This window comes from Streptomyces sp. NPDC091280, assembly GCF_044768565.1.
Taxonomy (GTDB): Bacteria; Actinomycetota; Actinomycetes; order Streptomycetales; family Streptomycetaceae; genus Streptomyces.
The window spans coordinates 17,412-33,927 of sequence record NZ_JBIVUZ010000022.1 but is presented as its reverse complement, the minus strand read 5'-3'; the positions used below and the strand labels follow the sequence as shown (position 1 = coordinate 33,927).

General features: G+C 66.6%; 11 protein-coding genes and 3 pseudogenes. 6 read left to right on the top strand and 8 right to left on the bottom strand.

The features are described from left to right. The first annotated feature begins 30 nt into the window (after positions 1–30). A complete protein-coding gene (locus tag ACIQPR_RS45005; RefSeq protein WP_403662134.1) occupies positions 31–1,653 on the top strand; it encodes a DUF4158 domain-containing protein in 1,623 nt (540 codons plus the stop codon). Between the two features lie 18 nt (positions 1,654–1,671). Here ACIQPR_RS45005 and ACIQPR_RS45000 read toward each other — a convergent pair whose 3' ends face one another. From ACIQPR_RS45000 to ACIQPR_RS44990, 3 genes are all read right to left on the bottom strand, one after another. Further along, complete coding sequence (locus ACIQPR_RS45000; RefSeq protein WP_403662132.1) at positions 1,672–2,670, bottom strand: hypothetical protein; 999 nt, start codon at positions 2,668–2,670, stop codon at positions 1,672–1,674. A 159-nt stretch (positions 2,671–2,829) separates the two neighbouring features. Further along, a complete protein-coding gene (locus tag ACIQPR_RS44995; protein WP_403662129.1) occupies positions 2,830–5,202 on the bottom strand; it encodes a tyrosine-type recombinase/integrase in 2,373 nt (790 codons plus the stop codon). A gap of 62 nt (positions 5,203–5,264) precedes the next feature. Further along, positions 5,265–6,545, bottom strand: a complete 1,281-nt coding sequence (locus tag ACIQPR_RS44990; protein ID WP_403662126.1) for a tyrosine-type recombinase/integrase — start codon at positions 6,543–6,545, stop codon at positions 5,265–5,267. Positions 6,546–6,611: 66 nt separating this feature from the next. Here ACIQPR_RS44990 and ACIQPR_RS44985 point away from each other — a divergent pair. The 3 genes and pseudogenes from ACIQPR_RS44985 to ACIQPR_RS44975 all read left to right on the top strand — a co-directional run. Then, a pseudogene (locus ACIQPR_RS44985) lies at positions 6,612–6,692 on the top strand (DUF6192 family protein); the annotation flags it as partial. A gap of 3 nt (positions 6,693–6,695) precedes the next feature. Next, positions 6,696–7,124: a RacP protein gene (locus ACIQPR_RS44980; protein WP_403662124.1), complete on the top strand. Its 429-nt coding sequence runs from the start codon at positions 6,696–6,698 to the stop codon at positions 7,122–7,124. A gap of 58 nt (positions 7,125–7,182) precedes the next feature. Then, positions 7,183–8,047 (top strand): annotated as a pseudogene (locus ACIQPR_RS44975) (IS5 family transposase). 75 nt (positions 8,048–8,122) lie between these two features. Here the strand turns inward: ACIQPR_RS44975 and ACIQPR_RS44970 are convergent. Beyond that, the gene (locus ACIQPR_RS44970; RefSeq protein WP_403662121.1) at positions 8,123–8,740 is read right to left on the bottom strand and encodes a type 1 glutamine amidotransferase domain-containing protein; all 618 of its coding nucleotides are present in this window, start codon (positions 8,738–8,740) and stop codon (positions 8,123–8,125) included. 491 nt (positions 8,741–9,231) lie between these two features. On the opposite strand from ACIQPR_RS44970, the gene ACIQPR_RS44965 reads away from it, so the two are divergent. Further along, positions 9,232–9,648: a hypothetical protein gene (locus ACIQPR_RS44965; RefSeq protein WP_403662118.1), complete on the top strand. Its 417-nt coding sequence runs from the start codon at positions 9,232–9,234 to the stop codon at positions 9,646–9,648. A gap of 9 nt (positions 9,649–9,657) precedes the next feature. Here the strand turns inward: ACIQPR_RS44965 and ACIQPR_RS44960 are convergent, their stop codons facing one another. The 4 genes and pseudogenes from ACIQPR_RS44960 to ACIQPR_RS44945 form a co-directional block, all read right to left on the bottom strand. Continuing rightward, positions 9,658–11,112, bottom strand: a complete 1,455-nt coding sequence (locus ACIQPR_RS44960) for an NF041680 family putative transposase (RefSeq protein WP_403662115.1) — start codon at positions 11,110–11,112, stop codon at positions 9,658–9,660. Between the two features lie 130 nt (positions 11,113–11,242). Continuing rightward, positions 11,243–11,743, bottom strand: a complete 501-nt coding sequence (locus ACIQPR_RS44955; protein WP_403662112.1) for a hypothetical protein — start codon at positions 11,741–11,743, stop codon at positions 11,243–11,245. A 118-nt stretch (positions 11,744–11,861) separates the two neighbouring features. After that, positions 11,862–13,056 (bottom strand): annotated as a pseudogene (locus ACIQPR_RS44950) (IS110 family transposase). A 649-nt stretch (positions 13,057–13,705) separates the two neighbouring features. Next, the gene (locus tag ACIQPR_RS44945) at positions 13,706–14,503 is read right to left on the bottom strand and encodes a hypothetical protein (RefSeq protein WP_403662109.1); all 798 of its coding nucleotides are present in this window, start codon (positions 14,501–14,503) and stop codon (positions 13,706–13,708) included. A 261-nt stretch (positions 14,504–14,764) separates the two neighbouring features. Between ACIQPR_RS44945 and ACIQPR_RS44940 the strand changes: the two genes are divergently transcribed. Beyond that, positions 14,765–15,772, top strand: a complete 1,008-nt coding sequence (locus ACIQPR_RS44940) for a hypothetical protein (RefSeq protein WP_403662107.1) — start codon at positions 14,765–14,767, stop codon at positions 15,770–15,772. Positions 15,773–16,516 lie beyond the last annotated feature (744 nt).

Here is a 16,516-nt window from a genome sequence, read left to right as displayed (position 1 = left end):
GATCACGGGGGCGGGCGAAGGGGCTGAGCAGTGGGGCGGGATCTGGGTCTGGACGGGGTGGTGGACCACTTCACCCTGTCCGGCGACGAGACGGGCTGGCTACGGAACAAGACCGGCGCCACGAGGCTGGGCTTCGCCGTTCAGCTGAAGTTCCTGGCCTGGCGCGGCCGGTTTCCCAGGATGCGCCTGGAGCTCCCGCCCGACGCGGTCGAGCACGTCGCCAAGCAGGTGGGCGTCGCCGCGTCCGAGCTGGGTTTCTACGACTTCACCTCCCGTGCCGCGAAGCGGCACCGCAGTGAGCTGCGGGATCTGACCGGGTGGCACGAGTGCTCGAAGACCGACCTGGTCAAGCTCGTCTCGCACCTGGTGGACGTGATCTGGCACGACGAACGCCGCGAGGAGCAGGTGCGGGCCGAGCTGCTGCGGCAGATGCGCGTGGACCTGATCGAGCCGCCGACCGCGGCCCAGATCACCACGATCATCCGGTCCGCGCTGCACCAGGCCGACGAACGGGCCGTCGCCGAGGTCGCCGCACGGCTCGCGCGCGTGCAGGACTGTCCCCGCCGGCTGGACGCGCTGGTCTTCACCGACCCGACCGGCGAGGCCACCGAACAGGGCGACGGGGCGGCGGTGGACGGCGACGCCCAGGAAGAGGACGAAGACGATACGGAGTCGGTGCTCTCCGACATCAAGTCCCATCCGGGCAACGTCAGCCTCAACTCGCTGCTGGACGAGATCAAGAAGCTCAAGCAGGTCCGTGCAGTCGGCGTCCCGGCCAAGGCATTCACCGGCATCGGCGTGCAGGTCGTGGGCGCCTGGCGGGCCCGCACTTCGGCCGCCTCCCCGAGCCACCTGCGGCGCTTCGACGATCCCGTACGGCACGTCCTGCTGGCCGCGCTGCTGTTCCAGCGTCAGCGGGAGATCACCGACACCCTGGTGGAGCTGTTGAACTCCACCGTGCACCGCATCAACGCGCGAGCGGAGAAGAAGGTGACCGAGGCGTTCGTCGCCGAGTTCACCAAGGTCCGCGGCAAGTCCGGCCTCCTCGGGAAGATCGCCACCGCATCCCTCGGGGCCCCCGACGGCTCGGTCCGCTCCGTGGTCTTCCCGGCGGCCGGCGGGGAGAAGACCCTCAAGGACCTGGTCGCGGAGATGAAGGCGACCAACGCGGAGTTCGCCCGCAACAAGCGGGAGGTGTTCAAGTCCTCCTACTCCAACCACTACCGCAGCGGCCTGATGAAGCTCCTCGAAGTGCTGGACTTCTGCTCCTCCAACGACCAGCACAAGCCCGTCATGCGTCTTCCAGGCCCTGCGCGAGAGGCTGCGCTGCAAGGAGATCTGGGTGACCGGCGCCGACAAGTGGCGCAACCCCGACGACGACCTGCCCGACGACTTCGAGACCCGCCGCGCGGAGTACTACGACAAGCTCAACAAGCCGCGCGACGGCAAGGTCTTCACCGCCCAGCTGAAGGCCGAGATGCGCGCCGAGCTCGGCGCCCTGGACACCAAACTGCCGAAGCTCCCGTGGGTCACGATCAGCGGCAAGAACCGCAACGGCGCGATCAAGTTCACCGAGCCCGAGCCGCAGAAGGAGCCGAAGAACCTGCGCAAGCTCAAAAGGGCGATCCGCAAGAAGTGGGGCACCTTCTCTGAACTAACGCTGCGTGGAGCTCACTTCCCTCGATGAGCGTCCAACTGCATCTGAATTTGGTCATCGATCTGCTCGACGGCGAAGGCAGCTTGCTTTTCGAGTCTCTCGAAGGATGTCTCGATGGCAGCGAACTCCGTGAAGAGGGCATGTTTCTCTGTGATCCCGGAGAGGGCGGCTGCACGCTCGCGCCAGGTCACGAGGTCGCCTTCGTCGTGTGGGTAGGTCCGGCTTCGCATCACATCGCGGTTGAAGATCGCCTCTGTGTCACCTTCGGCCACCTGGATGATGCGGAGGGCGTCGCCAGGAAGGAGGTCGGGGAAGAAGCCCTCGACATATCGGATGTTCCCTTCGAGTTCTTCAAGGCGCCCGAGCAGATGCTTGGTCAGCGCGTCGCGAACGGCTTCGAGGTCCAGCCCCACCTCTTCCCGAAGTTGGTTCGCTGCTCGCTCGGGCAAGTCAAAGGGATCGCAGTAGCCGGTGAACCCCTCGATGAAGCGATCGAGTTCAGGCCCTGTCTCTTCGTCAGCGACCGATCCAGGGCTGTATGTGGAAAGGACAGTGCAAGCAGTGTCGAAGTAGATCAGCACAGCGGGACGGATCACTTCGAGGCGGTGGTGATCGCGGTGGTAGGTCTCATTGCGGTACTCGTGCAGCCGCTTGAGTACCGGGCCGACCTCGTTCGGGAGGCTGCCCCGATCGACCAGGAAGTCGATCTTGTCGGGAAAGCTGTGATTGATCTTCTTCCTCTTTCCCTTCGAAGTCACCTGTCTTTCGAGTTCCTTGATCTCGGCCCTGATCACATCGTTGCCGCGGCCGTCGTCCTCGGCTCGTCGATAGTTCTCCAGAGTCCGGAGATCCCAATGTTCGAGAGCCAGCGCGTCCTGAATTTGGCGATGCATGATCAATTCGACGGCGCTGTCAAGGAGGATGAACGCGAGCCTGAGCTGCGGTACTCGGCCTACTTCGATGAGGCGTTTGACCTCCTCAAACTGCACGATCACCAGCTCAAGCTGCTTCATCGGTCCCTGCCTCTCCGGCTCGTCAACCGTCCCTCCTATGGGACCGAGCGGGCACCACGGTAGTGAACGATGCCACCGACTGGCATGCGGGTTTCAACGTCCCGTGCGTCCGTTATTGTCCGGACTCTGGGCTTGGGCCCTCGGCAGCCGTCCCGTTTCCTAGCCGAATGACGGCATGCCGAGGTTCACGACCATGGTCCGCCGGTTCACCTCGGCATCGAGCTGGGCCAGTTTGCTCTCGGCGCCGACGAGGCTGACGCGTAGGCCCTCGACCTCGCCGAGCCATCCCTCCCGCTCGGCCTCGGCGATCCGCGCGATGAGGTTGTCGCGGATCTCGGCGAGCCGTGCCCGCTGTTCCGGCTCGGGCCGCAGCAGCGAGCACCGGATGCAGGCGTGCTCGTGAACACACTGTGTGCCGAAGGCGCGGGCGCATGTACCGACGGAGAGCTTGCGCTTCTCGAAATGGGCCAGGAAGGCATCCCACTCTTCGCTCGTGGGCGTGCGGTACTCCTCGCTCGGCCGCAGTGCCCGGCGGCGGGCGATGAATGCCCGGTGGGCCTCGATCGCCTCGGTCGGATAGGCCGCCTTGTAGTTCATCGTGGTGGAAATCGTCTTGTGGCCGCAGATGACCTGTGCGATGTGCGGCGGCAGACCGCTCATGATGGCGTCGGTGACGAAGACTCTGCGGAAGTCGTGCGGCTGGTAGCGCAACGGCTGGCCGGTGGCGTCGGCCAGGCCGGAAGCCAGCAGGGTCTCGTCCAGCGACTTTCGGATCGTGAACACCGACACCGGCCGGTTCTGGCCGCCCCAGCACCACTGGAACAACAGCGGCAATGGCGGGTTCCACGCACGTTCGTTGGGGTCGTAAACACGGACCAGAGGAATCGCGCCGGAAGCGTCGCGCACTCGGCAGACCATCGCGCTGAGCACATCAGCCAGCTCCGGACTCACCAGGAGAAGACGTTCCTCGTCGGTCTTGGACGGGGCGATTTGCAGGAGGGGGACGACCTCGCCGGTGGTCGGCAGTCTGTACTGGGTGATGCTGTGGTGGCTCGCCTCCAGCATTTCTTCGATACGAACTCCGGTATGGCGGAGGAACTCCACGGCCGCCCAGGCCCAGAAGGCGCGCTGCTCGGCCGGGCCCAGGCAGTGCCGCCGGCCGTTCGCGTCATAGGCGGTGGCCGATGCCGCGTGGTCGGTGTAGCGGGTGCCCTTGACCTTGATGTAGGTCTCGCCCAGCACGGAGAACGAGGTTCCCGGTGGCGCCGCGCGGACGGCGGCGAGCCGGGCCTTGGCCTTCTTGAGCTCGTCGGCCGCAGTCTTGACCAGGGTGGGAAGAACCGGGAGCCGCTCTCGGGTCCGCTGGTCCATGCGAGCTTTGCGCCGGGTGACGTGCTTCCGCTGGGAGATCTCGGCTTCCTTGACCGGACACGGGGCGACCCACGGGCCCCAGCGGCCCGGCTCTTCCAGAGCCCACTGGGCTAGGTCCAGGTAGAAGGCCCGCACTGTCGTCAGCAGATTGATGACGTTCGTTCGAGGGCTCGCGACCTCGACGGATGTGCCGTCGGGCAGGCGGCGGACCGTGGTCTTGGTGCGGCAGCGTTTCTTCCAGCCCGCACTGACCTCAGGGTCCAGACGGAGAGAGCCGATGCCGGGGTGGTGACGTTCCAGATCCGCCCAGAAGTGCCGGGCGAGGGTGCGGGAAAGGTCTTCGAGAGAGTTGTAGTCCAGCGATGGCTGACGCTCGGTCAGGTAGTCCACGATCAGGTCGCGGACGGGGCGGCACCGCAGCTTGTAGCGGTCCACGAGTTCGGCGGCGCTGACCTGGCCGGAGTGCCTACTGACGTCACGCATGGTGGTAGGCGCCTCGGAGGGGAAGTTCCCGAGTTCCCTTAGCCACGAGTAGAACAGCGACCGCCCGGAGCCGGCGTGCACGTAGACGCGTGCCTCGGTCTCCCGCAGTTCCAGGCAGTCGCCGACGCTGATGTCGCGGACCCCGCCGCCCTTGGCAACCACCAGCATCGCGATCTGGTAGCGGGCGTTGAACCCGAGGTTCGTCGACCACAGCTCCGGCGCCGCGAGGGCGGCGAAGCCGTCCGGGTCACGGCGCTCGCTGACCAGCTGCCTCAGGTTCAGGGACTGGCGCGTCATCAGCCACTCCAGGCTGGGACGGATCACATCAGCGCAGACCAACACGAGGGCGCCGGAGGAGAGTTCGGTCCGGTCGACGCGTCCGTAGCGGCCGTCGCTGATCGCCTCCATCAGGTGGTCGAGCCATCCCCGTCGCTGCTCGTCAGAGCCGGAGTTCAGCCACCGCTGTTGCCATGTGCCGCCCGGAAACAACTCCAGCCAGCGCAGGATCGTCTGTGCCCCGCGGCCTCGGATGTAGCGCGTGTGCCTGTTCGCATTCGCCGAGAATTCCGCGAGGCGCTCTTTGACCTGGGCCCTGTCTTCGGCGGTCGCCGGCCAGGTGTCGGGAACCGGTCTCGCGGGGAAAGCGGACCGAAGGGACCTCTGGACGGAACCGTGCAACGGAGCCGAGGGCCGGTGTCCTGAGCGCCTGGCCGCAGGTGGCGTCGTGGTTGTCGTCGTGGTCATGGCCGCCGTCCGAACAGCACGTCCAGGCTCTCCGGGTCGTAGCCGGGAGCCGGAGCAGGCGGCAGGACCGGCTGACGAGCCTGGCGGGCGTGGTGGGCCAGCACGCTCTCGATCACCTCGTCCCGGCTGGCGGCGAGGTAAATTTCCGTGGTGGAAAGATGGGCATGGCCGAGGACCCACTTCACGTCCGTCAGGGGCATCTGAGGGTCGCGCGCCATGCGGTAGGCGGCCGTGTGTCGCAGGTCGTGCAGGGTCCAGTTCGATCCCAACAGGTCGTTCGCCCGGTCGAACATCGCTCTGGCCGCATGGTAGTTCAGTGGCCTCCACGGCCGCCGAAGCGTCCACCACAACGGCAGCCGACGTCCATGTGGGGCGCCCTGACGCCGCGTGTCCTCCTGATAGAGCCGCAGCCACACGAATGTGTCCGGCGATGCTGGCAGCGGCTGGCTCTCCCGCGTCCCCTTGCGGACGACGGTGATCAGCTGCTGGCCCGGGTCGGCGTCCAGTTGGCGGCTGGTGAGCAGTTCGTCGGCCCGGGCCCCGGTGGACACCCAGGCCGCGAGCAGGGCCCGGTCCCGGTTGTACTTCAACGCAGCGAACAGCGCGTTGAACATCTCGTCCGGGATGCGGCGCGGGAGCTTCTTGGGCACGCGCGGCCGGTATCGGCCCTGCTGCTCGTGTCGGAACGGCTCCATCGGATTGTGGTGGGCGTTGGCCCGGCCTCGCCGGAAGCGGTCCAGCGGGAAGGGGTTGATGATCGGCCCGGTGCCCTCTTCGAGGTGGAATTCGTAGAAAGACCGCAGCACCGTTTCACTGTGCGCGCGGGTGGTCGGCGCGTACTTCCTGCCAGGCGTCGGCTTCCCCGTCACCGGGTTCGGTGCCCCCGGCTCAGCCCGCTTCGCTCCGCTCGGTCTGGGGCCGGGGACAGTCACGCCCTGGCGCTGGTACCGCCAGTGAACGCGGACCGGCTTGTCCGCGAGTTGCAGCCATCGGGAGAAGTCCCGCGCCTCGCTGCGGGTCGCCCGGTCCCAGGCGACATCGACCGCCCACAGGAACCGGTACCACCGGAGCAGATCCATGCCGTACGACCGGACCGTGGTCATGGGCCTGCTGGCCGCCTGCAACTCGGCGAAGAACGCCGCGACCGGAACGACCGGCAGACCAGCCGGATCGAGCAGGCGGTAGGGCTCCTGCGGCTCGCCGGTCTCGACTAACCGCCCTGCTTCGGGCAATAGAAAACGTGTCAGATCCCGCCCGGGATCGTTCAGATCAACCATGACGGGAAGCTAGCAGAAACATGCTCTGACCTGCTAAAACGCCGGAGTTAGTTCAGTCAACGGGCCCTCGACTGGATCGAGACGGCCGTGGACACCGGGAAGGTCGACGTCGACGAGGCGCTCGCCAAGCTCCTGCAAGGCGAATAGGCGGTGCCCCCCGCCTCCAGGCGCCTGTCGGCGGCATCCCTCAGACACGCCGACACGATCCGGTTCGTCCTCTTCGAGGCCCGTCCGGCGGGGCTGACCTTCCCCCAGCTCCTGCGGGCGAGCGAGCTGACTCCCAGCCAGGCCCGCGCGGGCCTGGCCCACCTCCGCGACACGATCACCGAGCGGGGCTGGCCCCCGCTGATCTGGACGAAGAAGGACGGCTACCGCTTCTGTTCGGACCCTGCCGAGCTCCAGGCATACGAACTCGTGGTCATCCGGGAGAAGCTCACCGAGATCCGCCGGTTCATCTCCGCGGTCGTCGCCCCGCACGCGGCGCTCCAGCCCAAGGGACGGTGGATCAGGCACCTGCACACCCAGTTCACCTCCGTCGAGTCCACGCTCGACGTGATCGCCGAGTACATCGACACCTGACGGGTTGGGGGACGGCGAAGCCGTCCCCCAACCCCCTTCCGGAGAAGAGGAGTTCGCCGTGACGCGCAGGCGCTGCTACCCCTCCGACACCTTCGACGACGAGTGGGCGCTCATCGAACCCCTCCTCCCCGCCCCTGCCTGCGAGACCCGGCGCGGGGGACGTCCGGAGAAGCACCCCCGCCGCGAGGTCGTGGACGCGATCCGCTACGTCGTGGACACCGGGTGCAAGTGGAGGGCGCTGCCGAAGGACTTCCCGCCCTGGCGGACCTGCTACAACTTCATGGCCCGCTGGGCGGCGGCCGGCGTCGTCGGACAGATCCGCGACCAGCTCCGCAAACACGTCCGCCGCGAGATGGGACGCGCGCCTGGCGCGGTCGCCACCGTCATCGACTCCCAGTCCGTGAAGGCCGCGGAGACCGTCGGCCGTGACTCGCGCGGCTACGACGGCGCGAAGAAGATCAACGGCCGTAAGCGCCACCTTGTCGTCGACACCAAGGGTCTCCCGCTGTTCGTCATGGTCACCCCGGCCGACGTGACCGACCGCGACGCCGCGAAGGAAGTCCTGTTCCGGCTGCGGCTCATGCACCCCGAGATCACCATCGTCTGGGCTGATTCCGGCTACGCGGGCAAGCTCGTGACCTGGGCGAAGACCCACTTGGATCTCACCCTCAAGACCGTCTCGCGGCCGAAGGACGCCACCGGGTTCGTGATCCTGCCCCGGCGTTGGGTCGTAGAGCGCTCGCTCGCGTGGATCATGCACGCCCGCCGTCACGCCAGGGACTACGAGCGGCTGATCCAGCACTCGGAATCCTTGATCACCTGGGCCGCGATCACACTCATGACCAGGCGCATCACCCGCCGGTCCTCCCGCAGGAACGGACAGTCCGCCTCCCGCGACGCCCACCGGGACTGACCCTCCCTGACGTTCACGGTCGTCAACGCCACACGGACCGTCCCACCATCACGGTCCCACGAACTCCCCGTCCAGGACAGCCGGTTCACCCCTTAATCGCGGCCAGAAGCGATCGCGAAGCCTGGTCCGCCGACCGCATGTTCTGCCCGGTGATCAGCGGACCGTCTGCCACAACGTGCGACGTGAAAGCCGGTGCCTCCTCGAAGACCGCACCCAGCCCGACGAGACGCTCCTCCAGAAGGAACGGCACAACCGCAGCCCGCCCGAGCTCAATCTCCTCGCGCGTCGTCAAAGCAGTCACCTTCCGGCCCTCCACCAGCGGCCGGCCTGTCGCTGGATGCAGCCCGCAGAGCGCGGCAACCCCATGGCACACCGCTACCACCGGCTTGCCCGCATCCAGTGCGGCAGCAACGAACGTCGCGACCCTCGCGTTGTCGGCAAGATCCCACATGCCACCATGGCCTCCCGCGACGAAGAGACCGTCATAATCCTCAGCCGACACCGCCGACAGAGGACGAGAGTCACGGAACAGCCCCATCGCCACAGCATCCCCGGTGAGCCGCTGCAGGGCGACAGTCTCGACGCCCTCTCCGAAGCTCAGCGGATCGATGGGCGGCTCCCCACCTCGCACCGAGGCCACCACAACCTCCACACCAGCCTCGGTGAGCACGTAGTAGGGAGCCGCGAACGTCTGAAGTCCCACCCCCGTAGACAACCCAGACGAGCCGAGCTGCCCATGAGAAGTCATGATCACAAGGACTCGCACCATCTGCTGTCGCTCCCGTGCTGCGGCGCCGTACAAACGGCGAGTCGGTCGGGCAGATTCAACCCGCCCTGATCATCCCCACCGGCAAGCGCAAGGGACAAGCCTCTCCAGCGTCGCAAACATCTACCGAGCACTCGCCGAGCACGAGAAGCAACAGGCGTACCCCAAGGCCGCCGAGCAAGCGCACGCCGACTTCGTCGACCTCCAGCAGCGCGACCGCGGGTCCGCGTAACTACTCAGCGCTACATAGCAGGCGGCGGCAGCTATACGAGAACACGGCCATCACCATTCCCATGATGGCCCAACGAGCCGTTCGCCGGAACATCACGACCGGGCGGAGATATGGAACAGGTACTTACCTTGTCTTTTAACCAGGCGGCCGGTTCAGGGCCGGGCTGAGTGTCAGTGCTGGCGCGTAGATTGTGCGGGTGAGCTGGGATGTATTCATCATGCGGTTTCCGCCCGAGGCCGAGGTGATAGACGAGATACCCGAAGACTGGGAGCCACCGAGCCTGGGCGCGGGCCGCGACGTTCGCGGTGTCCTTGCAGATGTGTTGCCGGGCATCGAGTATGCGCAGAATGGTTGGGGCGACTACGAGGGTCCCGGCTTCTCCATCAGCACCCCGGTCAACGAGGCTGATGACGCCCCGGTCGCCGGAGTCAGTCTCTTCATCCATGGCGACAGCGAAGCAGCAGCTCACGCTGCCCTCGCGGTCGCCGATGCGTTGAAAGCACGGGCCTTCGACACTGGGTCGGGAGACTTCCTCACCGCGGACCGCGCCCAGTCGGCTTTCGATGCTTGGCGTGCATACCGAGATCGCGTCCTGGACCAGCGTGGGCCCTGAGCACGTCTTCTATCCTCTGAGGTTGTCTCGTTCGATGATGCTTTCGGGCCGTCTGGTCGTCTTCCCGACGTCGTAGCGGGTGGCGGGCCGCCGGTTCTTCGAACCAAGTGGCCTGCCTGGTCCGGGTGTTGAGGGTTTCGGTGCACGGGCCGGGCAAGTGAGATGTGGGCGGAGGTTTCTGAACCCTCGGCGGACTCGGGCGGGGGTGAGCCGGCCGGGCTCGGCGGGCTTCTCCCACGGCCGCCGCAGGTCGGCGGCTGCCTCGCGCAGAAGGCGGATCTGGGTGTGTGCGGCGATGATCAGCCAGGTCCAGCGTTCGCCGGCCTCGGGGGTTCGCAGCTTCGGGCGGGTCCAGCCGAGGGTCTGTTTCATCAGCCTGAAGAGGTGCTCGATGTCGAACCTCCTCAGGAACGCCTGCCAGCGCGCGTCGACGTCCTCGGTGTTCAGGCCGGTGGCGGAGGACCAGAGCCAGAGCGGGAGCGGGTCGCCTCCGCCGGGCAGGCGGTCGACCTGGAGGCGGAGCAGCGTGCCTTCGATGATGGGGAGTGCGCCGGTGTGGTCGATCCATGCGGAGCGGGTGGTCAGGCGGGGGTGGATGCGGTCCCAGGCCATCGCGCGGGCGGTGCCGTACCGGTCAGTGACCTGCGTCGTTGCCGCGTCCGGCTCGCCCCAGGTGTCCGGCTTGGCGAAGCGGAACTCCTTGCCGTGCTTCGGCGGTCGCCCGCCCTGGGGATAGGCCAGGGCGTACTCCTTGAGCGTGGGAGTCGGCCGTCGCATGACACGGTCGGAGCGCATCCGGCCGAGCACTTCGACCGGGAGGCCGTCGAGGAGGTGGGCCATGCGCGGGGCGTCGTAGCCGGCGTCGAAGACGATGAGGATGTCGCGGTCGCCGACGTGCCAGCGGCCCATCTCGATCAAGTCCGTGACCACACGGCGGAGCTGGGCGGAGGTGGCCTCGGCGACGTCGTCCTCGGGGCCGAGACGGACGGCGTCCAGGAGCTGGCACCAGGACGTCCGGCCCGATTCGAGGGCGGCGACGAAGGAGTACGGCCAGCCGGGGACGAACTGGTCCGAGGAACGTCCGCTGCGGCCGTAGACGTGGCAGAACAGGCGGTCCGCACTGGTCGGCGCATCGGGGCGGAGCCAGTGGCTGACGTCGACCGCCAGGACCAGGCGCCCATCGGCAGCCCGCGGCATCGGCAGACCGGCCAGCACCTGCCGCAGTCGGGGCACGTCCACACTCCCGCGGTTCAGGGCCTCGTACATCGCGCCGTGCCCACGCCGGTGCTCGGCCACCAACGTCAGATCCACCGGCGAGGCCACCGGCCCGTCCGCGCACAGCAACGCGTCGACGAGGTCGAACAGTTCGTCGCCGCGCGTGGTCAGACAGTCGAATAAATCGTCCCGAAAGCGTGAGGCGTTCGCGAACGCCTCCGCCGGAACAGAATCAGGCAGCAGACTCACCTCACGGCCTTCGTACTGGTCAAGTGCCTCTTTGGTCGGAGCACATGATGGTGCGGAGGCCGCCCGCACGTCCGCTGAACAGCGGAACCAGAGATCAAGTTCGAGTACCGTTCGGACGCTGGTCAGCAGGTCAGGCGGCAAGCAGTGAGGCGTGGATCCGGCTGACCGCACGCAGGATCTCGTCTCGGTTCTTCGCCCTCTTGATCCATGTCGGAAGACGGGCCACCAAGGTCATCTTCTGTCCGGTGTCGTACCAGGGAGCTCGTTCCCGCAGCGACGCCTGGACGAACCGACAGATCAATTCGAGATGTTCGAGGTTGTAGGCCCACAACCACCCGTGCCGGGTCTCGACCTGGAGCCACAGCGGCATACCGAAGTACGGATCCGTCGCTGGTTGAGCTGTGCCGGCAGAGAGCGTGACAAGGCGGCCGCTCCACACCCGTGACAGTCCGCAGCCATGACAGACCAGGCGCCGCGGCCTGAACAGAATCCGCCCCCCGGAACCGGAGTCTTCGGGCGCCGGAACGACACGGGCGGCCTTCTCACAACCGGGGCACCGCACCATGATCAAGCTGATGAAGTCGTACTCGGTGCTGCGCGGGTCCCGGAACCGAGCAGAGAACCTGGCCATGCGGTGAGTATGCAACTGCCCTGCCGAACAACGCATCCCGATTCGGCCGCTCATGCTCAGGCCCGCCAACCACCCTGCCAGGGCCGGACGGAGGTTAAGGAACTTCCCAATGACGATGTCAAGCCGCCGTTGTGACGGTTGGTGAGGCAGAGTAATACTCTCCGTCGCGGAGCATGGCCCACAAGACGTTGGCTCGTCGCCGGGCCAGAGCGAGCACGGCCTGCTTGTGGCCCTTCCCCTCGTTGCGCTTGCGGCCGTAGTAAGACTGGGAGGCGGTGCAGGTTCTGAGGCTGGCCATGGCGGAGAGGTAGAAGGCGCGGAGCAGGCCGCGGTGGTAGCGGCGCGGGCGGTGCATGTTCCCGCTGACGCGTCCTGAGTCGCGTGGCACGGGTGAGAGGCCGGCGAACGACGCGAGGCGGTCGGCCGTACCGAACGCTTCCAGGTCACCGCCGGTTGCGGCGATGAACTCGGCGCCGAGGAGAGTGCCCATGCCGGGCAGGCTCCGGATCACCGTGGCGTGTCGGTGCTCGTTGAACCGAGCCTCTATGAGCGCGTCGAGCTCGGCGATCTCCTCACTGAGGGCCAGCACACCGTTGGCGATGCGGGCGACCATGGCGGCCGCGAGGGTCTCTCCGGGCAAGGCGGTGTGCTGGGCCCTGGCCGCCTCGACGGCTGTTTCGGCGAGCGTGGCCGCGTTCTTCACCTTGCGGTTCCTCAGCCAGGTCCGGATCCGCGTGGCTCCGCTGCGACGGATGGCGGCCGGCACCTGGTAGCCGGTCAGGAGGACGACCTGGCCCTTCTTGCTCAGGTTCAGCGCACGCTCCAACGCGGGGAAGAACTCGATCGAGCAGTTGAGCCCGCAGGCGGTTGGTCTGGCGGGTCCGGTCGTTGACCAGGTCGAGGCGGCGGGCGGTCAGGGTCCGCAGGTCGATGGCTATCTCGTCGCCGGGTCGCAAGAGACCGAGGTCCTTGCGCATGCGTGCCTGGTCGGCGATGACGAACGTGTCCTTCTCGTCCGTCTTGCCCTGACCTCGGTAGGCGGCCGAAGCCTGGTGCACGGCGAGGCCGGTGATGTAGACCATCGGCTGCTCGTGGCTGAGCAGGAGGCCGATGAGCAGGGCGGCACCGCCGTGGTTGATATCCACCGCCCACAATGTGTCCCCGGAGAGCGCGAGGACGTCCGCGATCAGCTCAAGCAGGGCCGTCTCGTCGTTGAAGACTCGACGCGAAAGGAGGCGTTCGCCCCGCTCGTCGACCACCACGCAGTGGTGGTGTTCCTTGCCGATGTCCACTCCGGCCCAGATCTGGGGCACGGTCACCTCCGCCAGCTTGTCGTCACACAGCAATCCCGCAGACGACCTCGCCGACGTTGTCCTACACAGCGATCAAGTCGCGTATCCCAATTAGCGGTCGAGTCGTCGCGGGGCTCCGGGCGGCCAAGTTCTTTGAGCCATCCAACGGCGACAAGCTCACAGCCATACCCGAAACCCCCGGGCCCGCCGATCTTACGAAGGACCAGCTCAGACCCACGCTTGGAAGGTAGGACAAGCTTAGTGCCTGTGTCGGGTCCTTGCATGACAAGTCCAGTAGTACCAACGCGCGACAGCCTGGCCTCGCTGAACGAGGCCAGGCTGCGCTGATGTGTCGACGACCATGGCCTCGGTGCTGGTGGGCCCGCGTAATCAACTGCCGCCAGTTCTCCGAGGAACGCTGCCCGCTGGTGACCTTCCATGATTATGGGAGCGTGCCTCGCGTGTGGTGTGTAGGGGGAGCCGTCGACGGCTGCACACACCGGAGGAATCATGAACTACTGAGGCTAGAAAAGTGGCCACTACCCCGCCAACTGGAAAGGGATCAGAATTTGCACCGTCCGCGCCGCCGGACGCCGCGAAGTGACTATCCGGGCGTAGCCGCTAGAGGAATTTTATCCGGGTGTAGATGTCTTTCTGTTCATGCTCGCCGCTATCGGCTTCGGGTGCGTGAGGCTGGTGGAGTGTTCGGCCAGGAGTGCTCATAGGGTGTCTTCCGGAAACCGCCGGGCATAACGTCAGAAAACTTGTGTCGACGCTGCCATGCAACCCACAAGAAGCATGCGCCGAAGACGATTGATGTCACCGCGCAGAGAACCTCGGCAACCCCGGACACCGGCCAGAAGAACCAAGCACTTGTGAACAAGAAGCCTGGTCCCCACATGGCGCCTAGCGTGAACTGGTTGATGTTGAGGCATGTTCCGTTGCATACCAGAATTGTGCCGATCTTTGACCAGCGTGTCATGCGGAACGGCGTGAGTGAAATGGTGTCACCATTGAAAGATCCCTCGGAGCCGCCGACATTTCCGACTCCACCCGTGCGCGCGCCGAAGGAAAGCATCTCGTCGCGATAGCGGAATCTAAAGCTCCGCGTGAATAGTATCAACGAGTTGAGAGTGAAGCCGGCCGAGGAACACAGCAGCATGTAAGAGACGACGCCAAGAGTGGGTGCTGCGAACAACATGATCACGGCTACGGTCGCGACCCAGTCGGAACGCTGGAATGTGGCCGAGTGCCTCACTCCTCCGTGTCCGGACATATTGCTGAGCGCGATCGGGAGGGCAAAGAAGACTGTCCCGACGGCGAAGAGGAAAACGACGAACCAGATGACAGTCACCGAAAGGTAACCGACCGGTCGCAGCCATACAGGTGAGGTGCGCGGCGGCACCCGTCTGAGGATCGGAGTCGGCTCACGCAAGTCGGCATACGCAACCAAGCGTTTCGTGCTCACAGTGCGGACCTCTTCCCCACGTAGTCGGCCGGACCTGCTAGCGCTGCTCCGCGTCAGGCCGGTCTTGATCAGCCGAACCATAAACCCCAGAGGTTACGAGGGGAGCTGTGCGCGAGCCGATCGGTCAGCCGAGAAGCGCCTTTGAGCGCGGCAAGAATGCGGATGACTGTCGGCTGATGCCCGCGGGCTGGCTGGTCTGCGGAAAGCAGCCTGAGCTCGTCTTGATGGCCGGCGAGAGTGTCTGTTCCGTACGGTGACCACATGGGTGGTGACAAGGCGCCCCGGCTGCGGCTGGTCGCCGTCGAGCCGGCATCGGGCGGGCCGAGGCTGTGCCGGGGGTGCGGGGTGGCGTTGATTCCGGTGTCGAAGGCGACCGCGGTGTTCTGTTCGTCCGCCTGCCGGTCGAGGAGCTGGCGTCGGACGCGGCGGACGAGGGCGCGGACCGGGGCGGTGACGGCCGGCGTGAGGGCGAAGTGCCCGCAGTGCGGGAGCGAGTGGACGGTCGGGGTCGACCGCCTGGCGGGCTGCCGGCGGAACCGGCGGATCAAGGCCCACCTCGCCGACCGGCTGACGGTGCTGCGTCTGGAACGTCGCCAGTGCGACGAAGGCGACCTGCCACCGGAGGCGAGCGAGCAGCTCGCCCAGCTCCTGGCCCAGCGTCGCCTCAGGCGCACGGTCACCCGGGACCGCCGCCGCACCGCCGTCCAACGCGCCCTCATCCAGGAGCGCCTGGCCCGCTACCCCATCGACGACGACCAGATGGCACCCACCCGGCTGGGCAACGCGATCCGCCGCTTCGAGGAATACGGCTGGGACAGGTACCGCCTCGACACACAGCTCCTGTGGAACGAGCTGACCGGCTGCGTGCCCGATCAGGTCCGCCGTCAGGTCGACCTCGCCCGCACCAGCGTCGACTTCTTCGTAGCCCTGCTCTTCGGACACGTAGCCGCAGGCATCCTGGCTGCCCTGACCCTGACCACCGCCCGGCCCGACACCCCGCTGCTGCTCAGCACGATCGCCGTGCTGTTCGGCCTCGTCCCCCTCTGGTACCGCTCGGCAGTCGCCGCCACCGACGAATGGGCGGCCGCCGTCCGCGCCCTGGTCAACTCCGGCCGCAAACCCCTGGCCGACTGCCTCGGCCTCGCCCTTCCCGCCACGCTCGCCGCCGAGCGTGACATGTGGGCGATGGTCTCGCGCCTGGTCCCGTATCACGAGCGCGCGGCCGCACTCGACCCTTACCGGATGACACCCTCCGGCGACTACCGGTAGTTCGTTAGCTTCGGCTGTAGAGGTCAATGCCGTGTCCGGTGGTGACCGCGTCGATCAGGGACTGGAGTTCGGAGGGTGGGTCCTTATCCGTCCAGGCTTGCCACCATCGGGTGAGGGTAAGGGCAGGGGTGAGCCAGGAACGGATAGCGCGTAAGGCCTTGGGCCAGCAAGGCGGTTGGGGCTGGTGGGACTGGGTGGGTCCCCCTCTCTGCCCCCTCGTCGGGGCACGGGTCCGGCGCGGTGGCATCCAGGGGTCCGGGTGGGGCGAACCACTGGTCCCAGCAGAAGGAGAAGGCGCAGTAGACGAGGGTCTGGTGGCGGCGGATGGCGCGGTCGGAGCGGACTTGGAAGTCGGCCCAGCCGAGTTCGTCCTTGATCTGCTTGTAGCTCTGCTCGATCCAGGGCCGCAGTCCGTAGAGGCGGACGATCTCCCGACCGGTGCATGGGCGGGTCCCATCGGTGGCTTGCTCGGAGCTTCGGCGATCAGTGTCATTGTCGCGTCCGGCCGGTGGCTGCAAAACGTCTCGTCAGGGACACCCCCGGAACCCGGGGATGCCCATGGCGAGACGCCGGCGTATCAAACGGGTAGGAGGGCTGGGTCGCCCGGTCCCCCCACCAGTTTGATACTCCGTCAGAAGGGAGGTTCAGGCTCAACTTCCGAGAAGCATCCGCAGGGAGAAGCACGAACCGGTGCAGAACGCTGCTATGACGATGAACGGACAGCCGGGCATCCTTCGGCTGGAG